General features: G+C 39.3%; 20 protein-coding genes. All 20 read right to left on the reverse strand.

Annotated elements, in window-relative coordinates; all coding sequences use genetic code 11:
• Positions 1 to 43: 43 nt before the first annotated feature.
• On the reverse strand, positions 44 to 2,056 hold the full coding sequence (ligA, locus tag MHB37_RS28975) for an NAD-dependent DNA ligase LigA (RefSeq protein WP_076099629.1): 2,013 nt from the start codon (positions 2,054 to 2,056) through the stop codon (positions 44 to 46).
• Between the two features lie 77 nt (positions 2,057 to 2,133).
• A complete protein-coding gene (pcrA, locus tag MHB37_RS28980; protein WP_405168765.1) occupies positions 2,134 to 4,473 on the reverse strand; it encodes a DNA helicase PcrA in 2,340 nt (779 codons plus the stop codon).
• Between the two features lie 61 nt (positions 4,474 to 4,534).
• Entirely contained in the window at positions 4,535 to 5,254 is a 720-nt protein-coding gene (locus MHB37_RS28985) for a heptaprenylglyceryl phosphate synthase (RefSeq protein ID WP_139330100.1), read from the reverse strand.
• A 226-nt stretch (positions 5,255 to 5,480) separates the two neighbouring features.
• The gene (locus MHB37_RS28990; protein ID WP_076303630.1) at positions 5,481 to 6,347 is read right to left on the reverse strand and encodes a phosphatidylinositol-specific phospholipase C/glycerophosphodiester phosphodiesterase family protein; all 867 of its coding nucleotides are present in this window, start codon (positions 6,345 to 6,347) and stop codon (positions 5,481 to 5,483) included.
• 107 nt (positions 6,348 to 6,454) lie between these two features.
• Positions 6,455 to 7,861 (reverse strand): undecaprenyl-phosphate glucose phosphotransferase, encoded by a 1,407-nt coding sequence (locus tag MHB37_RS28995; RefSeq protein WP_076276867.1) that lies wholly within the window; start codon positions 7,859 to 7,861, stop codon positions 6,455 to 6,457.
• A complete protein-coding gene (locus MHB37_RS29000; RefSeq protein WP_254848903.1) occupies positions 7,858 to 8,757 on the reverse strand; it encodes a glycosyltransferase family 2 protein in 900 nt (299 codons plus the stop codon). Before MHB37_RS29000 ends, MHB37_RS28995 begins: the two co-directional genes overlap by 4 nt.
• Before the next feature lie 162 nt (positions 8,758 to 8,919).
• On the reverse strand, positions 8,920 to 9,900 hold the full coding sequence (locus MHB37_RS29005; RefSeq protein ID WP_405168766.1) for a glycosyltransferase family 2 protein: 981 nt from the start codon (positions 9,898 to 9,900) through the stop codon (positions 8,920 to 8,922).
• A 118-nt stretch (positions 9,901 to 10,018) separates the two neighbouring features.
• Complete coding sequence (rfbD, locus tag MHB37_RS29010) at positions 10,019 to 10,882, reverse strand: dTDP-4-dehydrorhamnose reductase (protein ID WP_038573485.1); 864 nt, start codon at positions 10,880 to 10,882, stop codon at positions 10,019 to 10,021.
• Between the two features lie 24 nt (positions 10,883 to 10,906).
• On the reverse strand, positions 10,907 to 11,929 hold the full coding sequence (rfbB, locus tag MHB37_RS29015; protein ID WP_076140802.1) for a dTDP-glucose 4,6-dehydratase: 1,023 nt from the start codon (positions 11,927 to 11,929) through the stop codon (positions 10,907 to 10,909).
• Between the two features lie 54 nt (positions 11,930 to 11,983).
• Positions 11,984 to 12,532: a dTDP-4-dehydrorhamnose 3,5-epimerase gene (rfbC, locus tag MHB37_RS29020; protein ID WP_076123760.1), complete on the reverse strand. Its 549-nt coding sequence runs from the start codon at positions 12,530 to 12,532 to the stop codon at positions 11,984 to 11,986.
• Between the two features lie 20 nt (positions 12,533 to 12,552).
• Positions 12,553 to 13,296 (reverse strand): sugar phosphate nucleotidyltransferase, encoded by a 744-nt coding sequence (locus tag MHB37_RS29025; protein ID WP_076099639.1) that lies wholly within the window; start codon positions 13,294 to 13,296, stop codon positions 12,553 to 12,555.
• A 14-nt stretch (positions 13,297 to 13,310) separates the two neighbouring features.
• The gene (locus tag MHB37_RS29030; RefSeq protein WP_405168767.1) at positions 13,311 to 13,715 is read right to left on the reverse strand and encodes a GtrA family protein; all 405 of its coding nucleotides are present in this window, start codon (positions 13,713 to 13,715) and stop codon (positions 13,311 to 13,313) included.
• A complete protein-coding gene (locus MHB37_RS29035) occupies positions 13,666 to 14,601 on the reverse strand; it encodes a glycosyltransferase family 2 protein (protein ID WP_076099641.1) in 936 nt (311 codons plus the stop codon). Before MHB37_RS29035 ends, MHB37_RS29030 begins: the two co-directional genes overlap by 50 nt.
• Positions 14,582 to 15,679, reverse strand: a complete 1,098-nt coding sequence (locus MHB37_RS29040; RefSeq protein WP_405168768.1) for a DegT/DnrJ/EryC1/StrS family aminotransferase — start codon at positions 15,677 to 15,679, stop codon at positions 14,582 to 14,584. The genes MHB37_RS29035 and MHB37_RS29040 overlap by 20 nt, the downstream gene beginning before the upstream one ends.
• Before the next feature lie 24 nt (positions 15,680 to 15,703).
• Positions 15,704 to 16,261, reverse strand: a complete 558-nt coding sequence (locus tag MHB37_RS29045) for an acyltransferase (RefSeq protein WP_076099643.1) — start codon at positions 16,259 to 16,261, stop codon at positions 15,704 to 15,706.
• Positions 16,258 to 16,677 carry an FdtA/QdtA family cupin domain-containing protein gene (locus MHB37_RS29050; protein WP_076123766.1) on the reverse strand — a complete coding sequence of 140 codons (420 nt, stop codon included), beginning with the start codon at positions 16,675 to 16,677 and terminating at the stop codon, positions 16,258 to 16,260. Before MHB37_RS29050 ends, MHB37_RS29045 begins: the two co-directional genes overlap by 4 nt.
• Positions 16,678 to 16,742: 65 nt before the next feature.
• Positions 16,743 to 18,764 carry a glucosyltransferase domain-containing protein gene (locus MHB37_RS29055; RefSeq protein ID WP_076123767.1) on the reverse strand — a complete coding sequence of 674 codons (2,022 nt, stop codon included), beginning with the start codon at positions 18,762 to 18,764 and terminating at the stop codon, positions 16,743 to 16,745.
• 47 nt (positions 18,765 to 18,811) lie between these two features.
• The gene (locus tag MHB37_RS29060; RefSeq protein ID WP_405168769.1) at positions 18,812 to 21,082 is read right to left on the reverse strand and encodes a glycosyltransferase; all 2,271 of its coding nucleotides are present in this window, start codon (positions 21,080 to 21,082) and stop codon (positions 18,812 to 18,814) included.
• A 32-nt stretch (positions 21,083 to 21,114) separates the two neighbouring features.
• Positions 21,115 to 22,725, reverse strand: a complete 1,611-nt coding sequence (locus tag MHB37_RS29065) for a class I SAM-dependent methyltransferase (protein WP_076192494.1) — start codon at positions 22,723 to 22,725, stop codon at positions 21,115 to 21,117.
• Positions 22,722 to 23,945: an ABC transporter ATP-binding protein gene (locus tag MHB37_RS29070; protein WP_076192492.1), complete on the reverse strand. Its 1,224-nt coding sequence runs from the start codon at positions 23,943 to 23,945 to the stop codon at positions 22,722 to 22,724. The genes MHB37_RS29065 and MHB37_RS29070 overlap by 4 nt, the downstream gene beginning before the upstream one ends.
• Positions 23,946 to 23,963 lie beyond the last annotated feature (18 nt).

Here is a 23,963-nt window from a genome sequence, read left to right on the forward strand (position 1 = left end):
AAATGGAACCGGGAACCTTTTGGAATCGAATATAGTTTGTTACTTACATATCCAACAAGCGAATTAGCTCATCTTCATCCTCAATGACTTGAATGCCTAACTGCTGGGCTTTGGCCAGCTTACTGCCAGCTTTTTCACCAGCGATAACTAAATCCGTCTTCTTGGACACACTTCCCGACACCTTTGCTCCGAGTGCTTCCAGACGTTCAGCTGCTTCATCTCGGGTAAGCTTTTGCAAGGAACCGGTCAATACGACCGTTTTGCCACTAAAGAAGGAATCGGTACTAACAGGACGTGGCGCCTCAGGAGCCTTTGCTTCCACACCCAACGTCCGCAAGCGGGAAACATTAGCTACTACAACTGGGTCTGCGAAGAAGCTGACAATGCTCTCGGCGACAATCCCACCAATGTCTGGTAACTCAGCGAGCTCCTCGGCTTTGGCCTGCATCACAGCATCCAGATCGCGGAAATGATCAGCCAACATCTTCGTCGTTGCTTTACCTGTGTTAGGGATCCCTAACGCAAAGAGAAATGAAGCAAGATCTCTACCTTTGCTATCTTCTAAAGCTTGCAGCAAATTCTGTGCTTTTTTCTCACCAAAACGGTTCAGCTGTACAAGCTGCTCAAAGTTCAGTTCATACAGATCCGCAGAGTCATGTACATTAAGCTCATCATAGAGCTGACCCGCCGTCTTCTCACTGAACGTCTCGATATCCATCGCATCACGCGAAGCAAAGTGGGTGATCCGACTGATAATCTGCGGCCTACAATTCAGTTTATTGTTACAGAAAAGATGTGCTCCGCGCATTTCTAACGGATATCCACAAGCTGGACAGTCCTCAGGGAAAATAATCTCTCCACCGTCATTCTCCTCTGTTACCTTGCCAAGAATTTCTGGGATAACATCATTGGAACGGCGAATAAAGACCCGCGAACCTAAGGCGAATTTCAAGTTTTTGCGCTCAATATCACCCACATTATTCAGGGTGCAGTTCTGAACGGTAACTCCGGCAAGCTCTACAGCCTCAACCCGAGCCAGCGGAGTCACTTTACCTGTACGACCTACATTCCAGCTAACAGACTCCAGCACGGTCGTCGTTTCTTCGGCTTCAAATTTATAAGCAACTGCCCAACGCGGGAACTTGTCAGTGTAGCCAAGCACCTCACGGATCCGGAAATCCGTGACCTTAATTACAGCCCCATCAATGAGGTAATCAAGACTCGAACGACTCTCCTCGATTCCAGCGAGCTGCTCAGTTACATCATCAAAATCATTGCAGTAGGTCAGGTATGGGTTCACTTTAAATTTGTTATTCCGCAGAAAATCCATCATTTCCTGATGGTCAGCGAACTCCGCGCCTTCTGCAAAGCCTACATTATAGAAAAAAGCGTTCAAACGGCGGTCCGCAGTAGTCTTCGGATTAAGATTACGCAGTGCACCTGCTGCTGCATTACGCGCATTCTTCAGCGGCTCTGCAGCCCTTGTATTATAATCAGCCAGCACAGACAGATTCATAATCCCTTCACCCTGAACCTCAATGACCCCATCCTTGAAGGGAATCGTCAATGGAACGGATTTGATGGTCTTCACCTGTGCAAGTATTCCTTCGCCAACTACACCATTGCCACGCGTTGATGCCTGTTCGAGAACACCATTACGATAGGTTAAATTCAGCGTTAAGCCATCGAACTTCAGTTCTACTGCATAACAAGGATCAGGAAGAGGGGTATCTGGATTCTTAAGATTGTATTCATTCACTAACCGGAGCACCCGGGTATTCCAGCTGCGCAGCTGTTCAATATTCTGTGCTTTATCCAGACTCCAAAGCGGTGCCAGATGCCGATGCGGCGTGAAGCCCTTAAGCAGCTCTCCACCTACACGTTGTGTAGGCGAATCCGGTAGTACGAAGCCACTCTCAGCCTCCAGTGCTACAAGCTTGTCGTATAAAACATCGTATTCCTTATCGCTGACTAGCGGTGCATCCAGCGTGTAGTAGTGGTAATTATAGTTATTTAATTCCGCAACAAGCTCTTCCATCACATGCATAGCATCCATGCAGGTACATCCCTCCGTCAATAAGTTTCCTAAAGTTAGCGTGGTCTAAATATCCGTTCGTTAATCGTTGTCTGCTATTATTCCACTTTAGTAATCGGCGCAAACCCCGCAAGCAGGCGTTTCACACCCACGGGAGCCGGAAAAGCAATCTGTAGCTCCGTGTCATTCCCGCTGCCTTTAACAGATACAACGGTGCCCGTGCCCCATTTGCCGTGGGAGACCTTGTCACCCGCTTTGTAATCGCCAGCTGCAGCAGCCCCTGCTCCGGTAGCACGCTGTGCGCCTCCGGAGGTCACGGTCACGCTGCTCTTGCTTGCCGCCGCTGACGCCGTGCTTCCGCCGCCTGCCGGCGTAGCTCCGGCGGCGCCACCCCGGCCGCCAAAGTTCCCACGGCCACCGCTGCCGAAGCCGCGTCCGCCGTAAGCACCGCCTGCCTCCGCGCCTCCGCGCTGGAAGCGGTCTTGAGTCTTAACGGTATCTTCCTTCAGTCCCTCCGGAATCTCCTCTAAGAAGCGGGACGGTTGGTTCGCCGTCGTCCGGCCAAAGAGCGTACGCATCCGCGCACAAGAGAGAAACAGTTGTTTCTCCGCGCGGGTGATCCCCACATACGCAAGCCGGCGTTCCTCTTCCAGCTCGTCGTTGTCCTGGAAGGCACGGCTGTGTGGGAACACGCCTTCTTCCATTCCGACGATAAATACCGTCGGGAACTCCAGACCTTTGGCGCTGTGCATCGTCATTAACACAACCGCATCACTACGATCCTCTTCATCATCGTTCACACTATCGATATCTGCGATAAGTGCAAGATCCGTGAGGAAGGAGACCAGCGACTTGTCTTCGTTGTTCTTTTCAAACTCCATCGTCACCGATAAGAACTCATCGATATTCTCTAGCCGCGAGCGTGATTCGAGTGTGTTTTCATTTTGCAGCTCCAAACGGTACTGCGACATTTCCAGTATTTTTTCCGTCAATTCGGTTACAGACAAGAACTCCACCATACGGTGTAGAGCTTCAATCATATCGTAGAACTCTACTAGCATATTCCGCGTCCGTCCGGCAAAGCCCAAATCATCGACCGTTTGCAGCACTCGGAAAATAGAAACACCACGTTCACCAGCAGCAGCTGCCAGCTTGCCAACCGTTGTATCTCCTAATCCACGCTTAGGAACATTAATAATACGCGTCAGGCTGATATCATCATCAGGGTTAGACAGTAAACGTAGATACGCCAGCAGATCCTTGATTTCTTTACGATCATAGAACTTGATCCCGCCAACGATTTGATATGGAATATCTGATTTGATCAAAATTTCTTCTATTACCCGTGACTGAGCATTCGTCCGATACAGAATCGCGTGATTCTGGTAAGCTTGACCTTGCTTCACATTTTTGCTGATTTCTCCGGTTACAAAATACCCTTCGTCATGCTCGGAATCCGCCCGGTACACCTTAATCTTGGCGCCTTCCTCGGAATCGGTCCACAGCTTTTTCGGTTTACGGCCACTATTAAGCGCGATTACCCCATTGGCTGCATTCAGGATATTAGCGGTTGAACGGTAATTCTGTTCTAGCAGAATCGTCTTCGCTTCCGGATAATCCTCTTCAAAATTAAGAATATTCGTAATATCCGCACCACGCCAGCGATAGATCGACTGGTCACTATCCCCTACCACACAAATGCGGTGGTGGCTGTCTGCCAGCATGCGGCACAACATGTATTGTGCTCTGTTCGTATCCTGATACTCATCCACATGGATGTATTTGAACTTCTTTTGGTAAAAATCCAAAACCTCGGGAACTTCCTTAAATAATTCGATAGTCTTCATAATCAAATCATCAAAATCAAGCGAGTTATTGCTTCTCAAACGCCGTTGGTACATTTTATAAACCTTGGCAACTAAACCTTCGAAATAATCACCGACTTTTTGCTCATACTGCGCCGGAGTAATCAGTTCATTCTTAGATGCGCTAATTATGGCTTGTACAGCTTTCGGTTCGAATTTTTTCGTATCAATATTCAGTTCCTTCATGCAATTACGAATGACTGATAACTGGTCTGTAGAGTCCAGAATCGAGAAGTTGGAAGTAAATCCAATGCGCTCAATATCCTTCCGCAAGATCCGAACACACATGGAGTGAAAGGTGGATACCCAAATATCTCTTCCCTCAGGTCCAACGAGCTTAGATACACGTTCCTGCATTTCCCTCGCAGCTTTATTCGTAAATGTAATCGCCAAAATCGCCCAAGGCGGCGCCTTTCGATTAGCAATCAGCCAGGCAATTCTGTGAGTCAGCACTCTCGTCTTCCCACTGCCCGCACCAGCCATAATCAAAAGGGGTCCTTCAGTAGTTTCGACAGCCTGCCTTTGTGGAGGATTCAATCGGCTGACCGCGTCTTGTATGTTAATAAGTTGCATGTGTAACATGCTCCTTTCTAAAAATAAAATTACAAATCATAAGTAGTCCATAAGCTAACCGCTAGTCGAACTGCTCTTGCACCGTCTTTTTAACAGCAAATACCGTACGAATTGCCTGCTCTACATCCCGATAAATAATATTGCCGACAACTACTGTATCACATAGAGCTGCTGCCTGCTCGGCCTCTGCCTCACAAGTAATGCCGCCTCCATAAAATAGTTGGGCTTGCTCCACCATCTCACGCACTATACGTACTGTCTCCATATCCCCAAATCTACCGCTATATTCAAGATAGACTATTGGCAGGGACATCAGCTTGTCCGCAACCTGGGCATACGCAGCCGCCTCTTCAGCATTAATGGTTGTCTCGGCCCCTGTAATCCGCGCAACTGAAGAATCACTGTTCAAAACGACGTAACCTTCCGTTAGCAGCTGATCCCATGGGATCATAAATCCATAACGCTCTATAGCTCGACGATGATGGCCTACAATCCAAGCTGGATCAGGTGTATTTAGCACCATAGGAATCATATAAAGATCAAATCCGGGTACAGCAGCTTCAAGTTCGGATACCTCGAGTGCACAGGGCAGCTCAAAACGTCTTACTCTTGATAAGAGATCTACTGTATTCTCATAAGTAACTCCTGTAGAGCCTCCTATCAATATGGCATCCGTGCCGGACAAGCAAACGGCCTCCAAATCCTCATCTGAAATCATACGATCTGGGTCCAACTTAAACACATGCCGCCAAGGTTTGATCATTTGCTGTACTGATTTCATGGGAATCATCCTTAATTGTCATTTGGGCAAGACAAAACACTCCTGCCGCCGCAAAAGATATAGATCTAGTCTATGCCAGCACAGGAGGTGTGTCAATTTAAAGCGAACAAAAATACGAACATTTTTTCGTATGTAAATTTGAGGTCCCCGCAAAGTACCTGAATACACATCTGAGGAAAGCAGCACTTTGCAGGGATATATTAGTTGTAATGAGTGGAGATAAATTTCAGCGTATACCTCTGAGGTTATTCAAATCATTTTCAGGCACAAAATCACTATAAAATCCGTCTACACCCATACGAGATAACGCTCTAATCTCATCCTCTTCATCCACTGTATGAACGTATACACGAGCTCCGATATTTTTTAACTGTTTGACAAAACTCTTGGTGGCCCGGCTAACTGGCATCGTAATATCCACACCTGTTTTTTTAACAAACTCAATAACTTGTTCATCCGTATCCTTAGATTGGTACAGGGTGTAAAGCACTTCTGGAAAAGAATACACCTTATTGATCTCATCAAGCATCGGCTGATTGTAGATCTGTGGAACTATCCGCTCCAACAACGCTGGATCCCGACGCTGCGCCGCTTCGGTCAGCAATGTAAATTGCTTCTCTATAAGTTCCGGTTGGATTTCTTTGGTATCCGTAACGATATAAGCATCTGGATAATTCTGCATTAGATCAAGCACCTTCTCAATATCAAGCGGAGAGTATATATTCAGGATGGGGCTGTCCATAAATTCCTCGTAATCTAGTGCCACACCCTGTTTATTAGCAGGGAGAACCTCCAACTGACCTAAAAGCTTGCTCATATTGCCTGTCCATTCATGCCGCGCAACCAACTGATCATCCTTCGATAACAAAAAATCAACTTCAAATACGCGAGTTCCCCGTTCATAGTTAGCGACAAAGGCCTCCCAAGCATTGGTATACGTATATCCGTTAATTCCCCCCATGGCATGTGCAACGATTCTGTGCGCTTCAAAACCGCTCGTGGGTTGCTCTTCCTCTTTGTTCAACGTTATTACAAGAATCATTATTAGTGCGACAATCATTACTACGGTTGCAATAATCTTTTTCTTATTCATAGTTGTGAGTTTCCTTTGCAAAGTTTAGATTAGAAAATTAATACCCCGCTCTGCCAGTGGCAAAACGGGGTATTATTAAATTTCACAAATCTAAATAAGTGCAGGTCTCAATATGCGTTTTTGTTAACGAAGCCGTTGCGAATCGTTTTGAAAATAATTCGAATATCGAACAGTAAGGACCAGTTCTCGATATAGAAAATATCGTGCTTAATCCGTTCCTCAATTGAAGTGTCCCCGCGCAGCCCATTGCTCTGTGCCCAGCCCGTAATTCCTGGACGCACATGGTGCTTCACCATATACTTCGGAATTTCATCACGGAATTGTTCTACATAAAATGGTCGTTCTGGCCGTGGGCCAACTACACTCATATGACCGAGTAATACATTAAAAAATTGCGGAAGCTCATCCAGACTTGTCTTACGGATAAAGGTTCCAAATCGAGTTCTACGCGGATCTTCCCGCGTACTCCAACCTGTATCCTCTTCCCCGTCCTGCTGCAGCTTCATTGAACGAAACTTATACATCATAAAATTACGCCGATTAAGTCCCACCCGTTCCTGCCGGAATATGATCGGTCCCGGTGAGGTAAGACGTACGCCGAGAGCTACGATCAGCATCACGGGAGATATCATAATAATAGCGAATAGAGAGAACACGATATCAAACAAACGTTTTGCCATCTTATTTCCCGTCATATCCAGTGGAATATCACGAACATTAATCATTGGCATACCTGCAAAGTTATCAAAGTAAGGACGCGCCGGTAAATAATCAAAGAAATCCGGAATAATCAATGTGCGTACCCCTGCTTTTTCACAGGCCGCAATAATCGAAGGATATTTAGAATGCGCATCGAGCGGCAAAGCAAGAATAACCTCGTCCACAGGCAGCATCTCCAGCATTCCGGATAACTGATCAACCGTACCTAGAATCGGTTTATAGCGCTGTTCTTCAATTCCATCCCAAGTATGATAGTCGTCTAAGAAACCAATAGCTTCATATCCGAGCTCTGGATATTGCTCCAAATTGTTGTAGAATCTTTTGCCGAGTGTACCAGCGCCGATAATAAGCACGAACTGGCGGTTGAATCCCTTTTCTCGAAAAGATTTAAGCATCTTCTTCAACACATAACGGTAAAGCATAATGGAAAGAACATTAAATCCCATATAAATAGCCAGATATGTACGGGAGATATCAATTTCTTTCACGAAAAACATTAGACCGAGCAGGATGAAGATGCTCATGATATGCACTTGGAAAATCTTAATAAATTCATCGACAAAACGTTTCTTACGCTTAGGCAAATAAAGCGATAAAAGGATACCAATTAAGACAGCTACTACGCCATAAATCATACTCCAATAAGCGTAAGACTCTACAGGCAGCGTGTTATAGGATTCCATCCATCCGCTCTTGAACTTGATCCACCAAGCCGCTAAAAAGGACAGTTGGATGACAAGAAAGTCAGCAACCATATAGAGCTGTGTCAAAAATTTCTGATTCCGCCGAATCATAATCTCACCTCAGTATTCTTATCGTTACGAGCGCCTGTTTCCGTAGCAGAGCTAAGACTCTGTGCAGGTGATGGAACTGCTTTAGGAAAGATTAGGGCATTCCGCAAAAGGGACAGAGCAAACTTCATACCAACACCAGCATATACTGTTCCATTTATAATACTGTTGTACTTCCTACTATAATGCTTACGATGAAATAAAATCATTGCCCTGTGAAATTCATAGACGATCTTGAACGGTCTACGTCTGGCACTGCCGCCTTTGAGATGGACGATGGAGGTCTTCGGATAATAATAAATCTCCCAACCAGCCTCTTTAATACGATAGCACCAGTCTAAATCCTCACCGTACATAAAAAACTCTTCATCTAATCCGCCGACCTGATCAATCGTCTCCCGCCGCAGCAGCATAAACGCACCCACCAGACAATCTATCGGGTAATCAAGATCAGGGTCCAGATAACCTAACTGATAACCGTTAAACTTCGGTCGATCCGGAAACAACTTACTGAAACCAAAAGCATAATAGAAGGAAGCTGACGGTGTAGGAAATCCTCGCTTACACGCTTTATCCAGCGACCCATCTGGCAAAATAATCTTACATCCTGACGCCCCAACATCGGGCCGACCATCCATAAAGGAGATCATCGTCTCCAGCGTATCCCTGCTTACCACCGTATCTGAATTGAGCAATAGTACATACCGTCCGGATGAAGCTTCCATCCCCTGATTATTTGCACGGGCAAAACCGACATTGTCGTTATTTGCGATCAACATGACACTTGGAAACTCTCTACCAATCATCTCTACCGAATCATCATGGGAATTGTTGTCTATCAAAATAATCTCATAGGAATAGTTCGTTTCTGAGTCATATACCGACCTGATACAGTCCATCGTCAGGCGACACGTGTTGTAATTGACAATAAGTATGCTTACATCTACATTCACTGCGTAACGCTCCTGACAAATATAGTAATCTACCGACAATTATTATAACATAAAACCTCCCTGAGAGGAGGTGACCTTTCAGGGAGGTTTTTCCAGATACTGTTTGATTTACGTGTTCTTTCGCTCTTTTACGATGGTCTGTATATATTTTCGTTTCTTTTTTAACGCTGGGAGCTGAGTGAAAAAGGATTTCCACGCTACGATTAACTTTGGCTCTCTCAGAAGCATATAACCATGCGCGGCAATTTCATAGGGAAGAGAAACCAAGATTGTCTTCAGCATAGTTCGAGCCGATTCATTCTTGTAGATCATTTTGTAGCGATTAATGTAAGATATTCGCCGGATGAACATTGGTTTGGTACTACGGCCAGACGTTTTCCACCCACGTTCATGATACCCAATTGCCTCAGCATCATAATACCCCTGCCAGCCAAATAGCTGGGCTCTCCAAGCCACATCCACATCTTCCTTATATGCAAAAAAATCTGCATCAAAAAACTCCCCATCAACACTAACGTCTTCAATCATCCGTCGAGAATACATCGCCGCCGCCCCAGATACACCAAATACTGTACCCGACTGTGTCCATAGTTCTGCTGGATCCCCCGCACCACGGTCAAACGCACGCCGTGCCTTGTTCATCTGAAGACCAGTGCTATCCACTGATCCGTGATCAGCCTTTAGCAAAAGCTTACCTGTGGCGCTGCCGATCTGCGGGTTGGCTTCCATTAGTGCGATTAGTCTAGAGATATAGTCTGGTGCCAGCGTCAAATCCGGATTGAGAACGAGCACATAATCTGTTTCTGTAGTAGCTATAGCTTGGTTATGAGCTGGGGCGAAGCCTGTGTTTTTTGGGTTTTGGATGAGTAGCAGGCTCGTGGGCGCTTCCTTGTTAGCTTGTGAATTGATAGTATCGACCATGTTAAAGAAAGTGTTCACTTTCTCTGCACAATCGTCCGAAGACGCATTGTCCACAACAACAATTTTCTCAATAGGATAATCCTGTGCCATTACTGCCTCTAAGCAATCTATAATGTCATCCGCACTGTTGTAGGTGACGATATGTACACTAACTGTTTTGTTATTCATGAGTATCCTCGACTTTGTAATTTCTAATTAACTACCTGCTTCCTTCTTATTATAACGAAAGAACACAAAAAACTCCCGCATCGTTATAAACGATTTAGGAGTTTCAATTGGTGTTATTCTATTCTTTTAGCTCTAAGAGGAAATCTCTCAAGCCTTCACGCCAAGGTCGAATGTCCTCAAAACCATTCGTACGTATCGACAGATGCTCCATCACCGAATTCCGAGGACGTGGTGCAGGTCTCGGAAACTGTTCCGTAGCACACGGTTCAAGCGTAGCAGTGAATTTGAAACCCAAAATATCCTCGGCCTCTACAAAGATCGCCTGTGTAAATTCAAACCAGGTACAAGAGTCGCTATTTGACGCATGGTATACACCATACTTCTCAGTTTGAACAAGCTCAAGCAAGAATCGAGCTAAATCGACTGTGTAAGTAGGCGAACCTTTTTGGTCATCGACAACTTGAAGCATTGGCTTTTCTTGACCAAGCTTTAGCATTGTTTTGACAAAGTTATTTCCGTATTTGCCGTACACCCATGACGTTCGTACGATGAAATACTTAGAGGAGAGGGATTGAACGAGTACCTCACCCGCACGTTTCGATTTGCCGTATATACTCTTAGGGTCTGTATTATCATATTCATGGTAAGGCTGTGCACCCATACCATCAAATACATAATCCGTGCTAATATACACCAGCTTGGCTCCAGCTTTTTCAGAAGCAAGCGCTACATTTCGGCTGCCAGTAGCATTAATTAAATAAGCTGCATCAATATCACTTTCTGCCGCATCTACTGCCGTATGAGCAGCACAATGAATAACCGCATCCGGTCCAAACCCGCCAATAACTTGGATGCACTGATCCAGATCAGTAATATCCATCTCCTGACGATCGCAAGCCAACACTTCGTGACCTTGATGCTGGAGCAGTAAAACTACGTCCTGACCTAGTTGTCCGGCCGCACCTGTAACAAGTACCTTCATAGCTATTTTACCCCCGTATCAAAATTACAATGAGTCACCTAAACGATCACCATATTGCTGTTCAGCATATTTTTGGTATTCCCCAGATTGAATACGGGTCCACCACTCGCGGTTATTGAGATACCATTGGATAGTTTCTTTAATACCTGTTTCAAACGTATGTTTCGGCTTCCATCCCAGTTCATTCATAATCTTAGTTGGATCAATCCCATAACGGCGATCATGACCAGGACGGTCTTGAACATAAGTAATCAAAGAATCAGGCTTGCCTAGTTCCTGCAATACCGTGTTTACAATATGCACATTCGTACGTTCATTATTGCCACCAATGTTGTAGACTTCGCCGTTCACACCCTCATGAATAACCAAATCAATCGCGCTGCAATGATCCTCAACATACAACCAATCGCGGATATTCATTCCATCGCCATAAACAGGCAACGCTTGATCAGCAAGTGCACGGGAAATCATCAGCGGAATAAGCTTTTCCGGGAATTGGTACGGGCCATAATTGTTTGAGCAGCGGGTAATATTCACTGGCAGTCCAAACGTTTCGTGATACGAACGTACTAGCAAGTCTCCGCCTGCTTTACTTGCTGAATATGGACTGTTAGGAGCCAGAGGAGTTTCTTCGGTGAATAAACCTGTCGCTCCCAGTGATCCATATACCTCATCCGTAGATACTTGAACAAACTTAGTGATACTGTATTTTTTCGCCGCGTCCAAAAGCACTTGTGTTCCAAGTACATTCGTCTTCACAAACACTTCCGGCTCTAAAATACTCCGATCCACATGCGACTCCGCCGCGAAATTGACAACGACATCCACACCCTGGCTAATCAGTTCATCCATCGCAGTAACATCTGTAATGTCGGCCTTCACGAAAGTGTAATTAGGATTATTCTCAATTGCTTTCAGATTCTCTAGATTGCCTGCATACGTTAATGCATCTACATTAACAATTTCGTAATCAGGGTGTTGTTGTAACATGTACAGCACAAAGTTGCTGCCGATAAACCCAGCCCCGCCGGTAACTAGCAGTTTCATTTATAGCCCACCTTTTGTTCTTTGAGATTATATTTAAATTTTTGCTTACCACTGTTAATCAAAGTTTATTTCCGCATCTTTTAGTAATGGATGACGTTGATCCTTATCCGACAATATCGGACTAGAAGTCGGCCAATCAATATCTAAGGCTGGATCATTCCATAATATGCCACGATCATTTTCAGGGGAATAATATTCGTCCACCTTATATAATACTTGGGTGTTAGGCACTAACGTACAAAAACCATGCGCGAAGCCTTTAGGCACCAGTAGCTGACGTTTATTATATTCGCTAAGAATTACTCCGACCCATTGACCAAATGTAGGGGAATTACGACGTATATCGACGATAACATCATAAATAGCACCGGATAAGACGCGAATTAATTTAGTTTGAGCTTTAGGGTTTAACTGGTAATGTAAGCCACGCAACACCCCAACCTCTGCGGAGAGGGATTGATTGTCTTGAATGAAATTGTAAGTTATACCGAGTTTATGCACTATCTCTTCATTGTAGCTTTCCATAAAAAAACCCCGGTTGTCGCCGTGGACCACAGGTTCTAGTATACTAGCGCCTTGTAGTTGTAGAGGTGTAACTTTCATATTGCAAAACTCCTTCACATCTAAAGTTTCAGTTTTCCGAATTCTTCACCAAAGAGAAGGTCTTGAGCCAAGTTATGTGCTTTAGCTAATGAGGCATGTGTACCTGCATCCGTCCACCATCCCTGTAGAACATCAAATGTCAATTCTCCACGGTTGATATATGCATTGTTAACGTCTGTAATCTCTAATTCTCCACGTGCAGAAGGAGTAATCGTTTTGATAATATTAAACACTTCACTATCGAACATATAAATTCCTGTTACTGCATAGGTTGATTTAGGCATAGCTGGTTTCTCTTCAATAGAAACAATTTGATTTCCATTTAGTTCAGGTACACCAAAACGCTTAGGATCAGAAACTTCTTGTATTAAAATCTTCGCACCTGTCTTTTGCTCACGGAAATTGCGCACATACGGAGCAATATCATCAGCAAAAACATTATCGCCAAGGATAACAATCATTTGATCATCTCCGACAAATTGCTCTGCCAAGTCCAACGCCTGCGCAATTCCACCTGCTTCATCTTGTACTTTGTAAGTAAAGCAAACGCCCATTTCACGCCCACTACCTAATAGATTAACTACGTCGCCCATATGTTCTTTCCCCGTAACAATCAGTATGTCTGTTACATCCGCTTGCTTTAATTTATATACAGAATGAAAAATCATAGGGTATTTTCCTACAGGAAGAAGATGTTTATTTGTTACCTTTGTTAATGGATATAAGCGTGAGCCTGTACCACCTGCTAGGATTATGCCTTTCATTATATTCCCTCCATTCATTTACTTTTAATAATAAGCTTAGAAAGTGTGTAGGTAATTGGAATTGTCACTACAATAACTATTAAGGGTACGATTTGTTTCGATAAATTTAAATACTCTACTAAAACAAACAACATTAATAAATTTATTAAATACTGCACGAGATATACGATCGGAAATTTAAGAAATTTCCTGAATGTAACTTTTTCTTTAAATACAAAAATTGTATTTAAGTAATATGAAAGAAATATACCCGAGATATATGAGATTGTATAAGACATGGAATAACTCAGGGCTTGAAGAAGGAGCAAATAAACCAAATATGTAAATAATGTATTTATTCCTCCACTAATGACAAATTTCAAAAATTGTTTATTCAAAAGTTTGGTCAACAACGTAGGATGGTCTTTCTCTACTTTCATCTAATATCCTCCAGAGATATTCACCTATAATCCCTAACATAATCATTATAATCCCTAATAAAAAAGTAATTAGCGCTATAATTGTAGTCCATCCTTGTAACTCAATAATACCAAAAACAGTGCTAAATATAACAAAAACACCATATAGAAAACTCAAAAGAGCTGTAGCAAAACCAATAAATGACATAAAACGAATAGGTGTGTATGAGAAACTTACAAATGAATCAACAAATAGTTTTATTTTCTTCGAGAGTGTCCACCTAGATTTCCCTAGTTTTCTTTCTTGTCTGACATAAGGTATTTGTACTTGATCATGTCCGAGCCAATAAATGAGACTCATGATATTCGTATTTTTCTCTTGTATCTCCAACACTTCTTGTACAACCTGTTTATCAATTAGCAAAAAATCAAATCCGCCTTTTGGGTAACCCTTTAATGCAAATTTCTCTAATAAAAAATAATAGGTATTGGAGAACATTTTCTGAGAAAGAGACTCTTCTCTATCTGCTCTTGTTCCAAGTACAACCTTTTTTCCAGTCCGCCAATGTTCTAACATCTCTTCAAACATTTCTGGAGGGTCTTGTAAATCAGCAGCTATAATGCCAACACAATCACCAGTAGTATATTTTAAGCCTGCTTGTATAGCCGCCATCGAACCAAAGTTACGACTTAGTTTAATGACTTTAATACGGGGATCTTTTTCTTTAGCATCCATTAGTAAAGAAAATGAATTATCTTTTGAACCATCATCTACAAATACAAACTCAAAATCACAATTCGGAATGATTTTCTCTAAGTTCTGTAATCGTGGGATAGTATGTGGAATGTTCAGCTCATTATAATATATAGGTACAACAATCGATAATTTAATTCGGTTTATACTCATTTACAACCTCCACAATTCTTTTCACATCTTCCATATCCATCACAGGACTAATTGGAAGACTAAGAATTTCTGAATGGATTTTCTCAGAAATAGGGAAGGATAATTCATTCCATTCTTTATATGCTTCCTGTTTATGAGGTGGAATAGGGTAATGAATCATAGTTTGAATACCTTTTTGGTTCATGAAGTTAATAAAATCAGTTCTCAAGGACGTTCTAACAACAAACACATGCCAGACATGTGATTCTGGTTTTTCTTCAACATACGGCAATACAAGATTTTCGTTATTTATATTATTCAAGTAATATGTTGCGATAGTTCTTCTGTAGTTGTTATCTTCATCTAAAAACTTTAACTTTTCACTCAAAATTGGTGCTTGAAGTTCATCTAATCTACTATTATATCCTTTGAAAATATTTTCATATTTCTTATGTGATCCATAATTTCTTAAAGCCTGAAGATTTGTATATAGTTCTTCATCATTGGTAGTGATGGCACCTGCATCTCCTAAGGCTCCGAGATTTTTGCCAGGATAGAAACTGAATGCTGCGGCATCTCCTAAGTTGCCCACCATTTTATCAGCATAAACAGCACCATGAGCCTGCGCACAATCTTCAATTATCTTCAGGTTGTATTTTTCTGCAATACTCTTAATTGGCGTCATATTACATGCTTGACCATAGAGGTGAACAACTAGAATTGCCTTTGTATTAGGAGTAATACTATCTTCAAGTTTGTCAGGGTCTAGGTTATATGTTAGTAAGTTAGGTTCGACTAACACAGGTATTGCGCCATTAGCGGATATGGATAATATAGATGCAATATAGGTATTCGAAGGAACAATAATTTCGTCTCCAGGACCAATATCATAAGCTCTAATTATTAATTCAAGAGCATCTAATCCATTAGCTACTCCCAGAGCATATTTGGTGCCACAATAATCAGCAAATTCCGATTCAAAAGATTTAACTTCTTCACCCATTATATACCATCCAGAGTGTAGAACTTTGCGAACACTATTTAATATAGCTTCTTCATGACGCAGATTGATTTTCTTCAGATCGAGGAAAGGGATCATGTTTTGTTCACCTATTTCATTAATTTAGTGTTGCTCAACTATAACTTCATCTTCCAGTAAGTATTGTTTACTACAAGCAGAACATAACAATTCATTATTAAGTTTTTCTCCACAATTACAAATATATCCTTTGAATTTGGCTGGATTACCATACCATAACGTATTGTTTGGAATGTTTTTAGTCACTAAAGACCCTGCTCCAATCATAGCGTACCTACCAATTGTATTCCCTGCTATAATTGTTGCGTTTGCACCTATTGAAACCCATTCCTCAAGCACAGTCTTCAAAAATTCAGTTGGGTACTGTTTGGAACGAGGTCTCAAATCATTAGTAAAAGTAACATTGGGACCAATAAAAACATTATCTTCTATTGTAACACCATCCCAAATATAGACTCCTGATTTAACAGTAACATTATCCCCTAAGATTACATCATTTTCGATGAAAGTATGATCGTTAATATTACAGTTTGAACCAATCACCGCATTCGGTAAGATATGTGCAAACGCCCAAACTCGGGTGTTATGTCCAATTTTTTCCGATTCGACAATAGCCTGCGGATGAGTAAAGTAATGTTTCATCCCCCATACACCTCTATAAATTTGTCATAATCACGAATATAATCTGCCGAATCATATAAGTGGGAAGCGAGAACGAGTAATACGCAATCAGGAGAAAAATCATACATTTCATGCCAATCATTTGGTTCAAGTATAAGTATTTTAGTTGGTGAATCTAGAACCACGTCCGTCTTCCTTTTCGTGTTATCCAAATAAACTTTACAGCTCCCTGATACACTTATTAGAGCTTGTCTAGTTTTATAATGAGCGTGGAATCCTCGACGTATATCGGGTAAGGTTCCATAAATATAAAACACTCTCTTAATGTCAAACGGAATAGAATTTTGCCCTTCTATAACAGTTAGATAACCTCTTTCATCTCCAAGTGCACTACTTTCTTTAATTGAACTTTCCTTCTCATTTCCATCCAATTTCATCTCGTATCTCCTCGTGATTTAATTCATAATATAGAAAACCAAATCCTACTAACTGATTATGCTAATCATTTAAAAAAAGATATTTCCTTAATTTTAATAACTGATAAGGCAGGAGGATCTATTCGAAGAGATATAAGATTATTCATAAACTGTTGTCTTTCACAGATTATCTTGTTCATCCCTTTTTTTAATTTAATAACCCCACTATACTTTTCACTATAGGAATCATTTTCTTGAAGTAAAAATAATTGCATGTCACCTTCAACATTAGACTCTATAGTAAAGGATATATGTTCAAAAGAATCCTTTTCTAATTTTTCTGCAAGTGATATTGATATATAAGGATCAATATCCCCAGCCTTCAAAATATAACTATCACTTTCTGCATTTTCTATAACCAAGTCAGAAAAAAAATCAATATTATCCTTATCTAGCTTTACACTTTCAGTTTTCTTATATTGAGACATAGATTTATTCTCATCATTTATTAAATTCAATCCGTATTTTTCGGGATTATCTGATAGATTAACGATTATTAAGTCATCGACTAATGCCACAGAACCTTTATATGGCCACACAGGCATTAATTCAGCCAACTTAGTTGCCTTCTCTCTTTCAATTTCAGTAGGAATCTTATATTCGTATCCTAAAGAACTCATAAATTTACCTATCCTATTATTGTTCCCTCCATCCCATTCAAAAAAGGAAAACCCTAAGACCTCTTGCTTTATAACATTAGCTCTTTTCTTTTGCTCATGTTTACCCAGATAAACAACAGGGTATGGCGGTGTTTCACCTAAATCAAGGTCCATAATTCTATAACTAATTTGGTTAGCTATCTTCACATCTTCTTCATATCTATTGTAATCACTATAAAACAATTGTGCCATTGACTGGGACTGATAAAAAACCGCAATTATTGTACAACCTATAAATACAATTTTTAATTTTTTTATATCTATTATTTTATATAGTAAATACCAACTTGCGGAGATAAATAATGCTAAAACAAAATTCGCTCGAATTGGCATGGCAGATCCTAACAAAACAGACATCAAAAAAGGAGAAACTACGAAACTAAGAAACAAGATTACTATTAACCACGCAGTTCTCCTTACCTCAGTACGGATTAAAGCTTTATATATGAATAAAAACAAAAGTAAGAAACAAACAATCATACTTGGTAATATAATGTTACTACCATAAATGACATCCCCCATTATAAGGCCTTTAAAGTTGTTGATTAGGCCTCTGATTATAATACTAGGATTTTCTTTACCCCAAACAAAAAAGCCTTCAACATAATTGGATCTCGGTATATATAATGAAATAACTGTATCAATAATCTTATAGACAATTAGACTAATCACAGTAACAAGTATATATTTTAATATTACTATTAGGTATTCCTTAAAAATAACATTGGTATTCACCTTACTTAGAGATATTAAATTTATCAATGTAAGTAAAATCACACCACATATAAAAACCGGTAAATATGCTTGATATATAGAGATGGCCAATATTAATAGAAGAATACCTACTGCTATATAGCAGTTATCTTTTCTTAAAATCGCCCATTTGGCAACAAGTAATGTAGCTATCGATATAAATACCCATCCAATTCCCAGCTCAAAACTCATTATAGAGAACCCTATATTTTCTGAATGAGCAGGAAAGCTTAAAAATAATACAGCTACAGTCAATCCTCCAAAATCAAACTTCATTTTATTTTTATCCGCATCCAAGCTACTAAGGGCGTACGCCCATATTAGACTTGTTAAGCTGAGTGCTGATACAGACAAAAAGGTACTCGTAATAGAATTAGTTTGCCCACTAAAGAACAGAGTCTTTAAAATTGATATTCCAAAACGTCCCTGCATGCTCCAAACAGTTATAGCATCTCCAATACGAAATAGAGCGTTCTCTTCATCGATAGAAAGTGTAAAATGTGTTAATGGAAATCCGTAGGCAAATAGAGCTACAAAAAAAATGACAACACAAAACAGCTTATTACTTTTTATATAAGAATAAAAAGATTGAAATTCATTATTTAATTCAAATAAACGTCTTTTGGAAGGGCCCATTGCTCAATCTCCTTTAAACTACTATATAACTATAATATGATATGTTTCTAAATTTTTAATAGATAAGCCTTATCACTCTCTAATGAGAGATTTATATTATAGTAGGGATCAGCCTTAATATATCCAGGCCATTTTTCTAACATATACTCAATTTCTTGCATAAATCTTGCCTTTTTCTCTTCCGTATCTTCAGCGCCTCTAGTTTTTGATTCATGATGATATAAACTCACATTATTTAGGCAAACATTATAATACCCTTTATCAATTAATTTGAGGCAAAAGTCCACATCGTTAAATGCTACAGAAAGATCCTCTTCAAGCCCACCAACTTCATTAAACACTTCTTTTCTTACCATTAAACACGCCGCTGTTACCACTGAACTATTACGATTTGTTAATAACATACCAAAATACCCAGGGTCGAATTCATTACAAGTTCTAAAAGCGTGCCCAGCGACTCCACCTAACCCCATAATTACACCTGAATGCTGTATAGTTCGATCTGGGTAATATAGCTTGGCTCCAACTGCTCCAGTATTAGGTCGAAGGGTGTACCCCACCATTTCTTCTAACCAATTCGGACTTATAATTTCAATATCATTATTAAGCAGCAATATTAAAGAACCATTAGATGCTTGAACAGCGACATTATTAATCTTTGAGTAATTAAACGGAATGTCTAAAGGAATTATTTTAAGATTATCGTTTAAACGTTGTTCCCATTTTTCAAATACAGAAAATGTCTCTTCATCTTTACTCCCATTATCTACAATTATTATTTCATAGTTGCTATAATTCGTTTTAGTAACAATAGACTCTAAACAAAGATCTAGTATTCCACTTCCATCCTTTGTAGGGATAATTATTGAAACAAGAGGTTCTTTGCTTATATTGTAATGGATTCGATACATATTAGGATAACCATCAATTTCTTGTACTTTACCATCTATACCTCTTCTTTTAATTGTATCTTCTAAAGCCCTTACTCCTGCGTAGTGTGTATAATTCTTAGCACCTGATCCAGAAGCTGTAGATTCAGGAATCGATCTCCAATGATAGAGGATTTTCGGCAAGTGATGTATACGCTCAGATAATTCAGTAAACCTTAATACAAGGTCGTAATCTTGACTGCCCTCATAACCTTTTCTAAATCCACCTATTTGATCTACGATTTCTTTCCGATATATACCTAAATGACATGTATACATATGAGAAAGAATCAGGTCAGGCGACCAGTCTGGTTTAAAATATGGGGAATGTCTCTCCCCATTAACTCCTATTTTATCTTCATCTGTATAAATCATATCAGCGTCAGGATATGTATTTAATAATTTCACTACCTCAAATAATGCCGTTGAAGCTAATTCATCATCATGATCTAATAATGCGATAAATTCTCCTGATGCTATTTGAAGAGCTGAGTTCGAGTTTTCCGAGATATGACCATTCGTCTTCCTAAACACCACTTTTATCCTTGCATCTTGCTCTTCATATTCTTTTAACACATTTTTAATATGCATTTTAGGTGAGGCATCATCTGAAATACACAATTCCCAATTTGTATAAATTTGACCTACTACTGAGTCAATACATTTTCTTAGCCATACTTCATCCACATTATAGACTGGAAGAATAACTGATATTAAAGGATTATAATTAAAATTCTTCATGCTTTCATTAGCTTCTTGATAAGCACTTGATGTAACAGCATTTCGAGTAAGCCAGACTTGATAACTATTATTAGTATCTAATTTATTTTCTTGTACAATCTTAATTTTTTGTTTTAAACCCGCTAACCCTTGGGCTTTATAAACAGTTAAAGCTTTGTGCAATAATATTTTAATTGTTTTTATATTAAGTCCACGTTGTTTTAAAATATTCAGAATTGATTTTAAAATCAGATAGTGTTTAATTGTTTTTTTAATCAATACCTTTTCCATTTTAAACTCAAATTCCCTATCACCTGGATCTAGTCTCAATTTTTTAACGCCAATGGGGATGTGAAAAATACTTTTATACTTACTTTCACCCGCTGAAATGGAGGCCAAATTCATACTTTTTTCTTCCGAAAACCCCGCACCATCATCCCAATATAGTTTAACTGGAATACTATCGCTGCTCACTGAATTCCAAGATATGATGTTCCAGCCGTAATAAAACTTCCCTTCCAAAATAAATGCTGGATCTGTACCCAATGAAATCCATGTTCCATTCACTTTTTTCAAATCAGATACGGGAAGGGGGTTCAAGGTTGATCTAAAACCAAACACACCCGCTATCACTGTCAAAATTCGAATAACTATGTCTGTAATCTTCAATACAATCCTCCTAAGTGCGCTTCTTTTGTTAGTTATTTCCCCAATATTCTTCTCGTTTTAACTACTAACTTCCATGCTTTAGAGTTATAAATACTACTTAACTCTTGCTCCTTTTCTACTAATTGTTGGTTAAATATTTGCTCCTTTTCTACTAATTGTTGAATCAACTCTTGTTTTTCGGTTTCTTTTACAATATTCCCTGCTCTTAAGTGCTCAATTTCAGCATTCAAATTTTCAATTACCCTGCCATTATCTGATAAATTACTTATAAAAATTTCCTTCGTCTTTAAATGATTTTCATTTTCTTCTTCCAAGATATATTTGTCATTAGTTAAATTATTTATATGCGCTTCTTTCATCTCTATTTGCTGCTTATATTCATTATTTATAGACATAATTTCATTTTCTTTACTAACTGACATACTCACATATTGATTGACAATCTCAGTTGTAGATAATTTCGATATATAGAATTCAATGTGCGCTATGCCCACTTCAGATTCAAAATTCAATATTATATTTGGATCATCCTTTTCAAACAAATAAACATTAGAAGTTTTAAAATCAAAACTACCTGACATTTGATATTTTATCTCAGTATCATTATTAGCCCCAATAAGTCTGAGATTATCGATTTTATAAAAGCCACAGTAATCTGAAGGATCAATTCTAATACCTTTGATAACATCAAAATCACGAAGATCAACTTTAACAAATTTCATTAATTCTACATCATTAAATTGAAAATACTCACTATTTGACTCTGTAAACCCATCACCACAATCTATAAAGATCTGAACTTTATCCACAAAGGCATTTTCTTCCTCATTTTCACCTGTCATTGAGCATAGGTTATAAAATGTGCGTTCCATCATTTCTAACGTTTTCAATGTTTCTGCAGGAATTTCTGAAGATGTTTCAAATGATAAGTTTAGATTTCTTGCTTTTTCTAAAATAACAATTTTCCTATAGGAATCTTCCGTATAATCATGGTCAAATATATAAGAATTATAAAATCTATCAATTTCTTGGCGATAGACAGCCAATTCCGGATTCTTTGCGGCAAAAAAGTGAATTCCCATTAACTTTTCCCAAATATTTATTCTTCCATGTCCAATCATCATATATCTTATATTTTTTAATTCGAGATACTCTTTAAGAGAATCCTTATTAGGGAGTCCATTGTCCATATGTTCTTCTAACCATATGAAATTTTTTTTAAATAAACTCTTATAGACCGAGTTCACTCTAGATTCTGCATCTATCGATTGTTGTGAATGAAATGGTGCAGTTATAATACACACTTGCGAACTAACGCGGTATAACTCATCAATAAATTGATTTCTCTTTTCCACTGGAATATGTTCAAATACATCCAATGCAACAATTACATCATACTCATCATCTGGGAAATCCATATTTGTAGCATCGCCGAGAATATAACTTGGATCATGTTGTAATTCTTCCGGTAGTTGAATATCTAAATAGGTTATCTTGTCTAAAGGCAAGAAATTTTCTAAATTACGATGTTCATTAGCCCCAACTTCAAGAATACGGAAGCTTTCATCACCACATCGCATTTCATTAATAATTTTCCGAATATTATTATATCTTTGATATTGATCAAAGAGTGTGTTTTTCATTTTGACACTTCCCATCTATGGTTCATATATATTAGCCCTTCAGAAATATATTTATTTGTTATAATAAAGTCCACAATATTCTCTTTATAGTGTAGACATACTATTCCTTCATTATTGAATATCCCTACATCTATACAGAAAGTCCCACCAAGTAACGGCAAACTAGATATAATATATTTCACTCTATGTCTTCCTAATTTATTCGGAATATCAATTTTCTCTAAGTGTGTATTTGGGCCAAATATATACTCTCGATCTGGAGTATAAATCGCTACACCCAATAATAAATCTTCTATGACATCTTCATAAACTTCATATTCAACTTCCACTACTAGCTCATCAAAAGTTTTAAAGTTATTCTTGTTTAGTTCCACTTTTGTAATTGACGCTAATACATCGGGATTCGTCGGTCTAATAAAATCATCTTGTGGCACGACTGGAATTGGCTCATTATCATTGGTAATCGTAGTTTCCATAATATGCTCAGTATTGTATTTCATGAAATCTTCATATAGATCAGCAATTTCAGATGATTCTCCTGATGCTTGCACTATACCATCCTTAAGCCAAACTGCTTTATTGCAGAACCTCTTCACTTGCTCAGTTGCATGGGATACAAACAATATTGTTGTTCCCTTACTCTTCAACTCTTTCATTTTATCAATACACTTCGTTTGAAAACGTACATCCCCAACAGCAAGAGCTTCATCAACAATAAGTATATCTGGCTCTACATTAATAGAAACAGCAAAAGCCAACCTCGCAAACATACCGCTAGAGTAAATTTTTACAGGTTGCTCAATAAATTCTCCAATATCTGCAAATTCGATTATATCATTCATTTTGATGTCAATTTCTTCACGGCTAAAGCCCATCATCAGACCATTTAAGTACACATTCTCTTTGCCACTGTACTCTGGATTAAATCCAGCTCCTAGCTCCAAAATTGCAGATATCTTACCCTTTACTTGTATAGACCCACTTGAAGGTGATAAGACTCCTGTTATCAACTTCAACAGCGTTGATTTACCCGATCCATTTTTACCTAGAATCCCAAGAGCGTCTCCCTTCTCAACTTTAAATGAGATACCGTTAAGAGCTTTGAATTCTTTGTGATACGTTCTATGAGATATGGAAAGAGCCTCTTTCAAGCGGTCTATGGGTTTATCGTATAATTTATAAGATTTTACAACATCTTGAATTTCGATTATCTCATTCAAAACTTTACTCCACCTTTA

It is taken from the genome of Paenibacillus sp. FSL H3-0286 (assembly GCF_045040705.1).
Lineage (GTDB): Bacteria > Bacillota > Bacilli > Paenibacillales > Paenibacillaceae > Paenibacillus_AQ > Paenibacillus_AQ odorifer.

Coding starts and splice junctions, on each gene's coding strand:
- ligA (WP_076099629.1), bottom strand. CDS start 2,056: ATGGATGCTATGCATGTGATGGAAGAGCTTGTTGCGGAATTAAATAAC.
- pcrA (WP_405168765.1), bottom strand. CDS start 4,473: ATGCAACTTATTAACATACAAGACGCGGTCAGCCGATTGAATCCTCCA.
- MHB37_RS28985 (WP_139330100.1), bottom strand. CDS start 5,254: ATGAAATCAGTACAGCAAATGATCAAACCTTGGCGGCATGTGTTTAAG.
- MHB37_RS28990 (WP_076303630.1), bottom strand. CDS start 6,347: ATGAATAAGAAAAAGATTATTGCAACCGTAGTAATGATTGTCGCACTA.
- MHB37_RS28995 (WP_076276867.1), bottom strand. CDS start 7,861: ATGATTCGGCGGAATCAGAAATTTTTGACACAGCTCTATATGGTTGCT.
- MHB37_RS29000 (WP_254848903.1), bottom strand. CDS start 8,757: ATGGACTGTATCAGGTCGGTATATGACTCAGAAACGAACTATTCCTAT.
- MHB37_RS29005 (WP_405168766.1), bottom strand. CDS start 9,900: ATGAATAACAAAACAGTTAGTGTACATATCGTCACCTACAACAGTGCG.
- rfbD (WP_038573485.1), bottom strand. CDS start 10,882: ATGAAGGTACTTGTTACAGGTGCGGCCGGACAACTAGGTCAGGACGTA.
- rfbB (WP_076140802.1), bottom strand. CDS start 11,929: ATGAAACTGCTAGTTACCGGCGGGGCTGGGTTTATCGGCAGCAACTTT.
- rfbC (WP_076123760.1), bottom strand. CDS start 12,532: ATGAAAGTTACACCTCTACAACTACAAGGCGCTAGTATACTAGAACCT.
- MHB37_RS29025 (WP_076099639.1), bottom strand. CDS start 13,296: ATGAAAGGCATAATCCTAGCAGGTGGTACAGGCTCACGCTTATATCCA.
- MHB37_RS29030 (WP_405168767.1), bottom strand. CDS start 13,715: ATGAAAGTAGAGAAAGACCATCCTACGTTGTTGACCAAACTTTTGAAT.
- MHB37_RS29035 (WP_076099641.1), bottom strand. CDS start 14,601: ATGAGTATAAACCGAATTAAATTATCGATTGTTGTACCTATATATTAT.
- MHB37_RS29040 (WP_405168768.1), bottom strand. CDS start 15,679: ATGATCCCTTTCCTCGATCTGAAGAAAATCAATCTGCGTCATGAAGAA.
- MHB37_RS29045 (WP_076099643.1), bottom strand. CDS start 16,261: ATGAAACATTACTTTACTCATCCGCAGGCTATTGTCGAATCGGAAAAA.
- MHB37_RS29050 (WP_076123766.1), bottom strand. CDS start 16,677: ATGAAATTGGATGGAAATGAGAAGGAAAGTTCAATTAAAGAAAGTAGT.
- MHB37_RS29055 (WP_076123767.1), bottom strand. CDS start 18,764: ATGGGCCCTTCCAAAAGACGTTTATTTGAATTAAATAATGAATTTCAA.
- MHB37_RS29065 (WP_076192494.1), bottom strand. CDS start 22,725: ATGAAAAACACACTCTTTGATCAATATCAAAGATATAATAATATTCGG.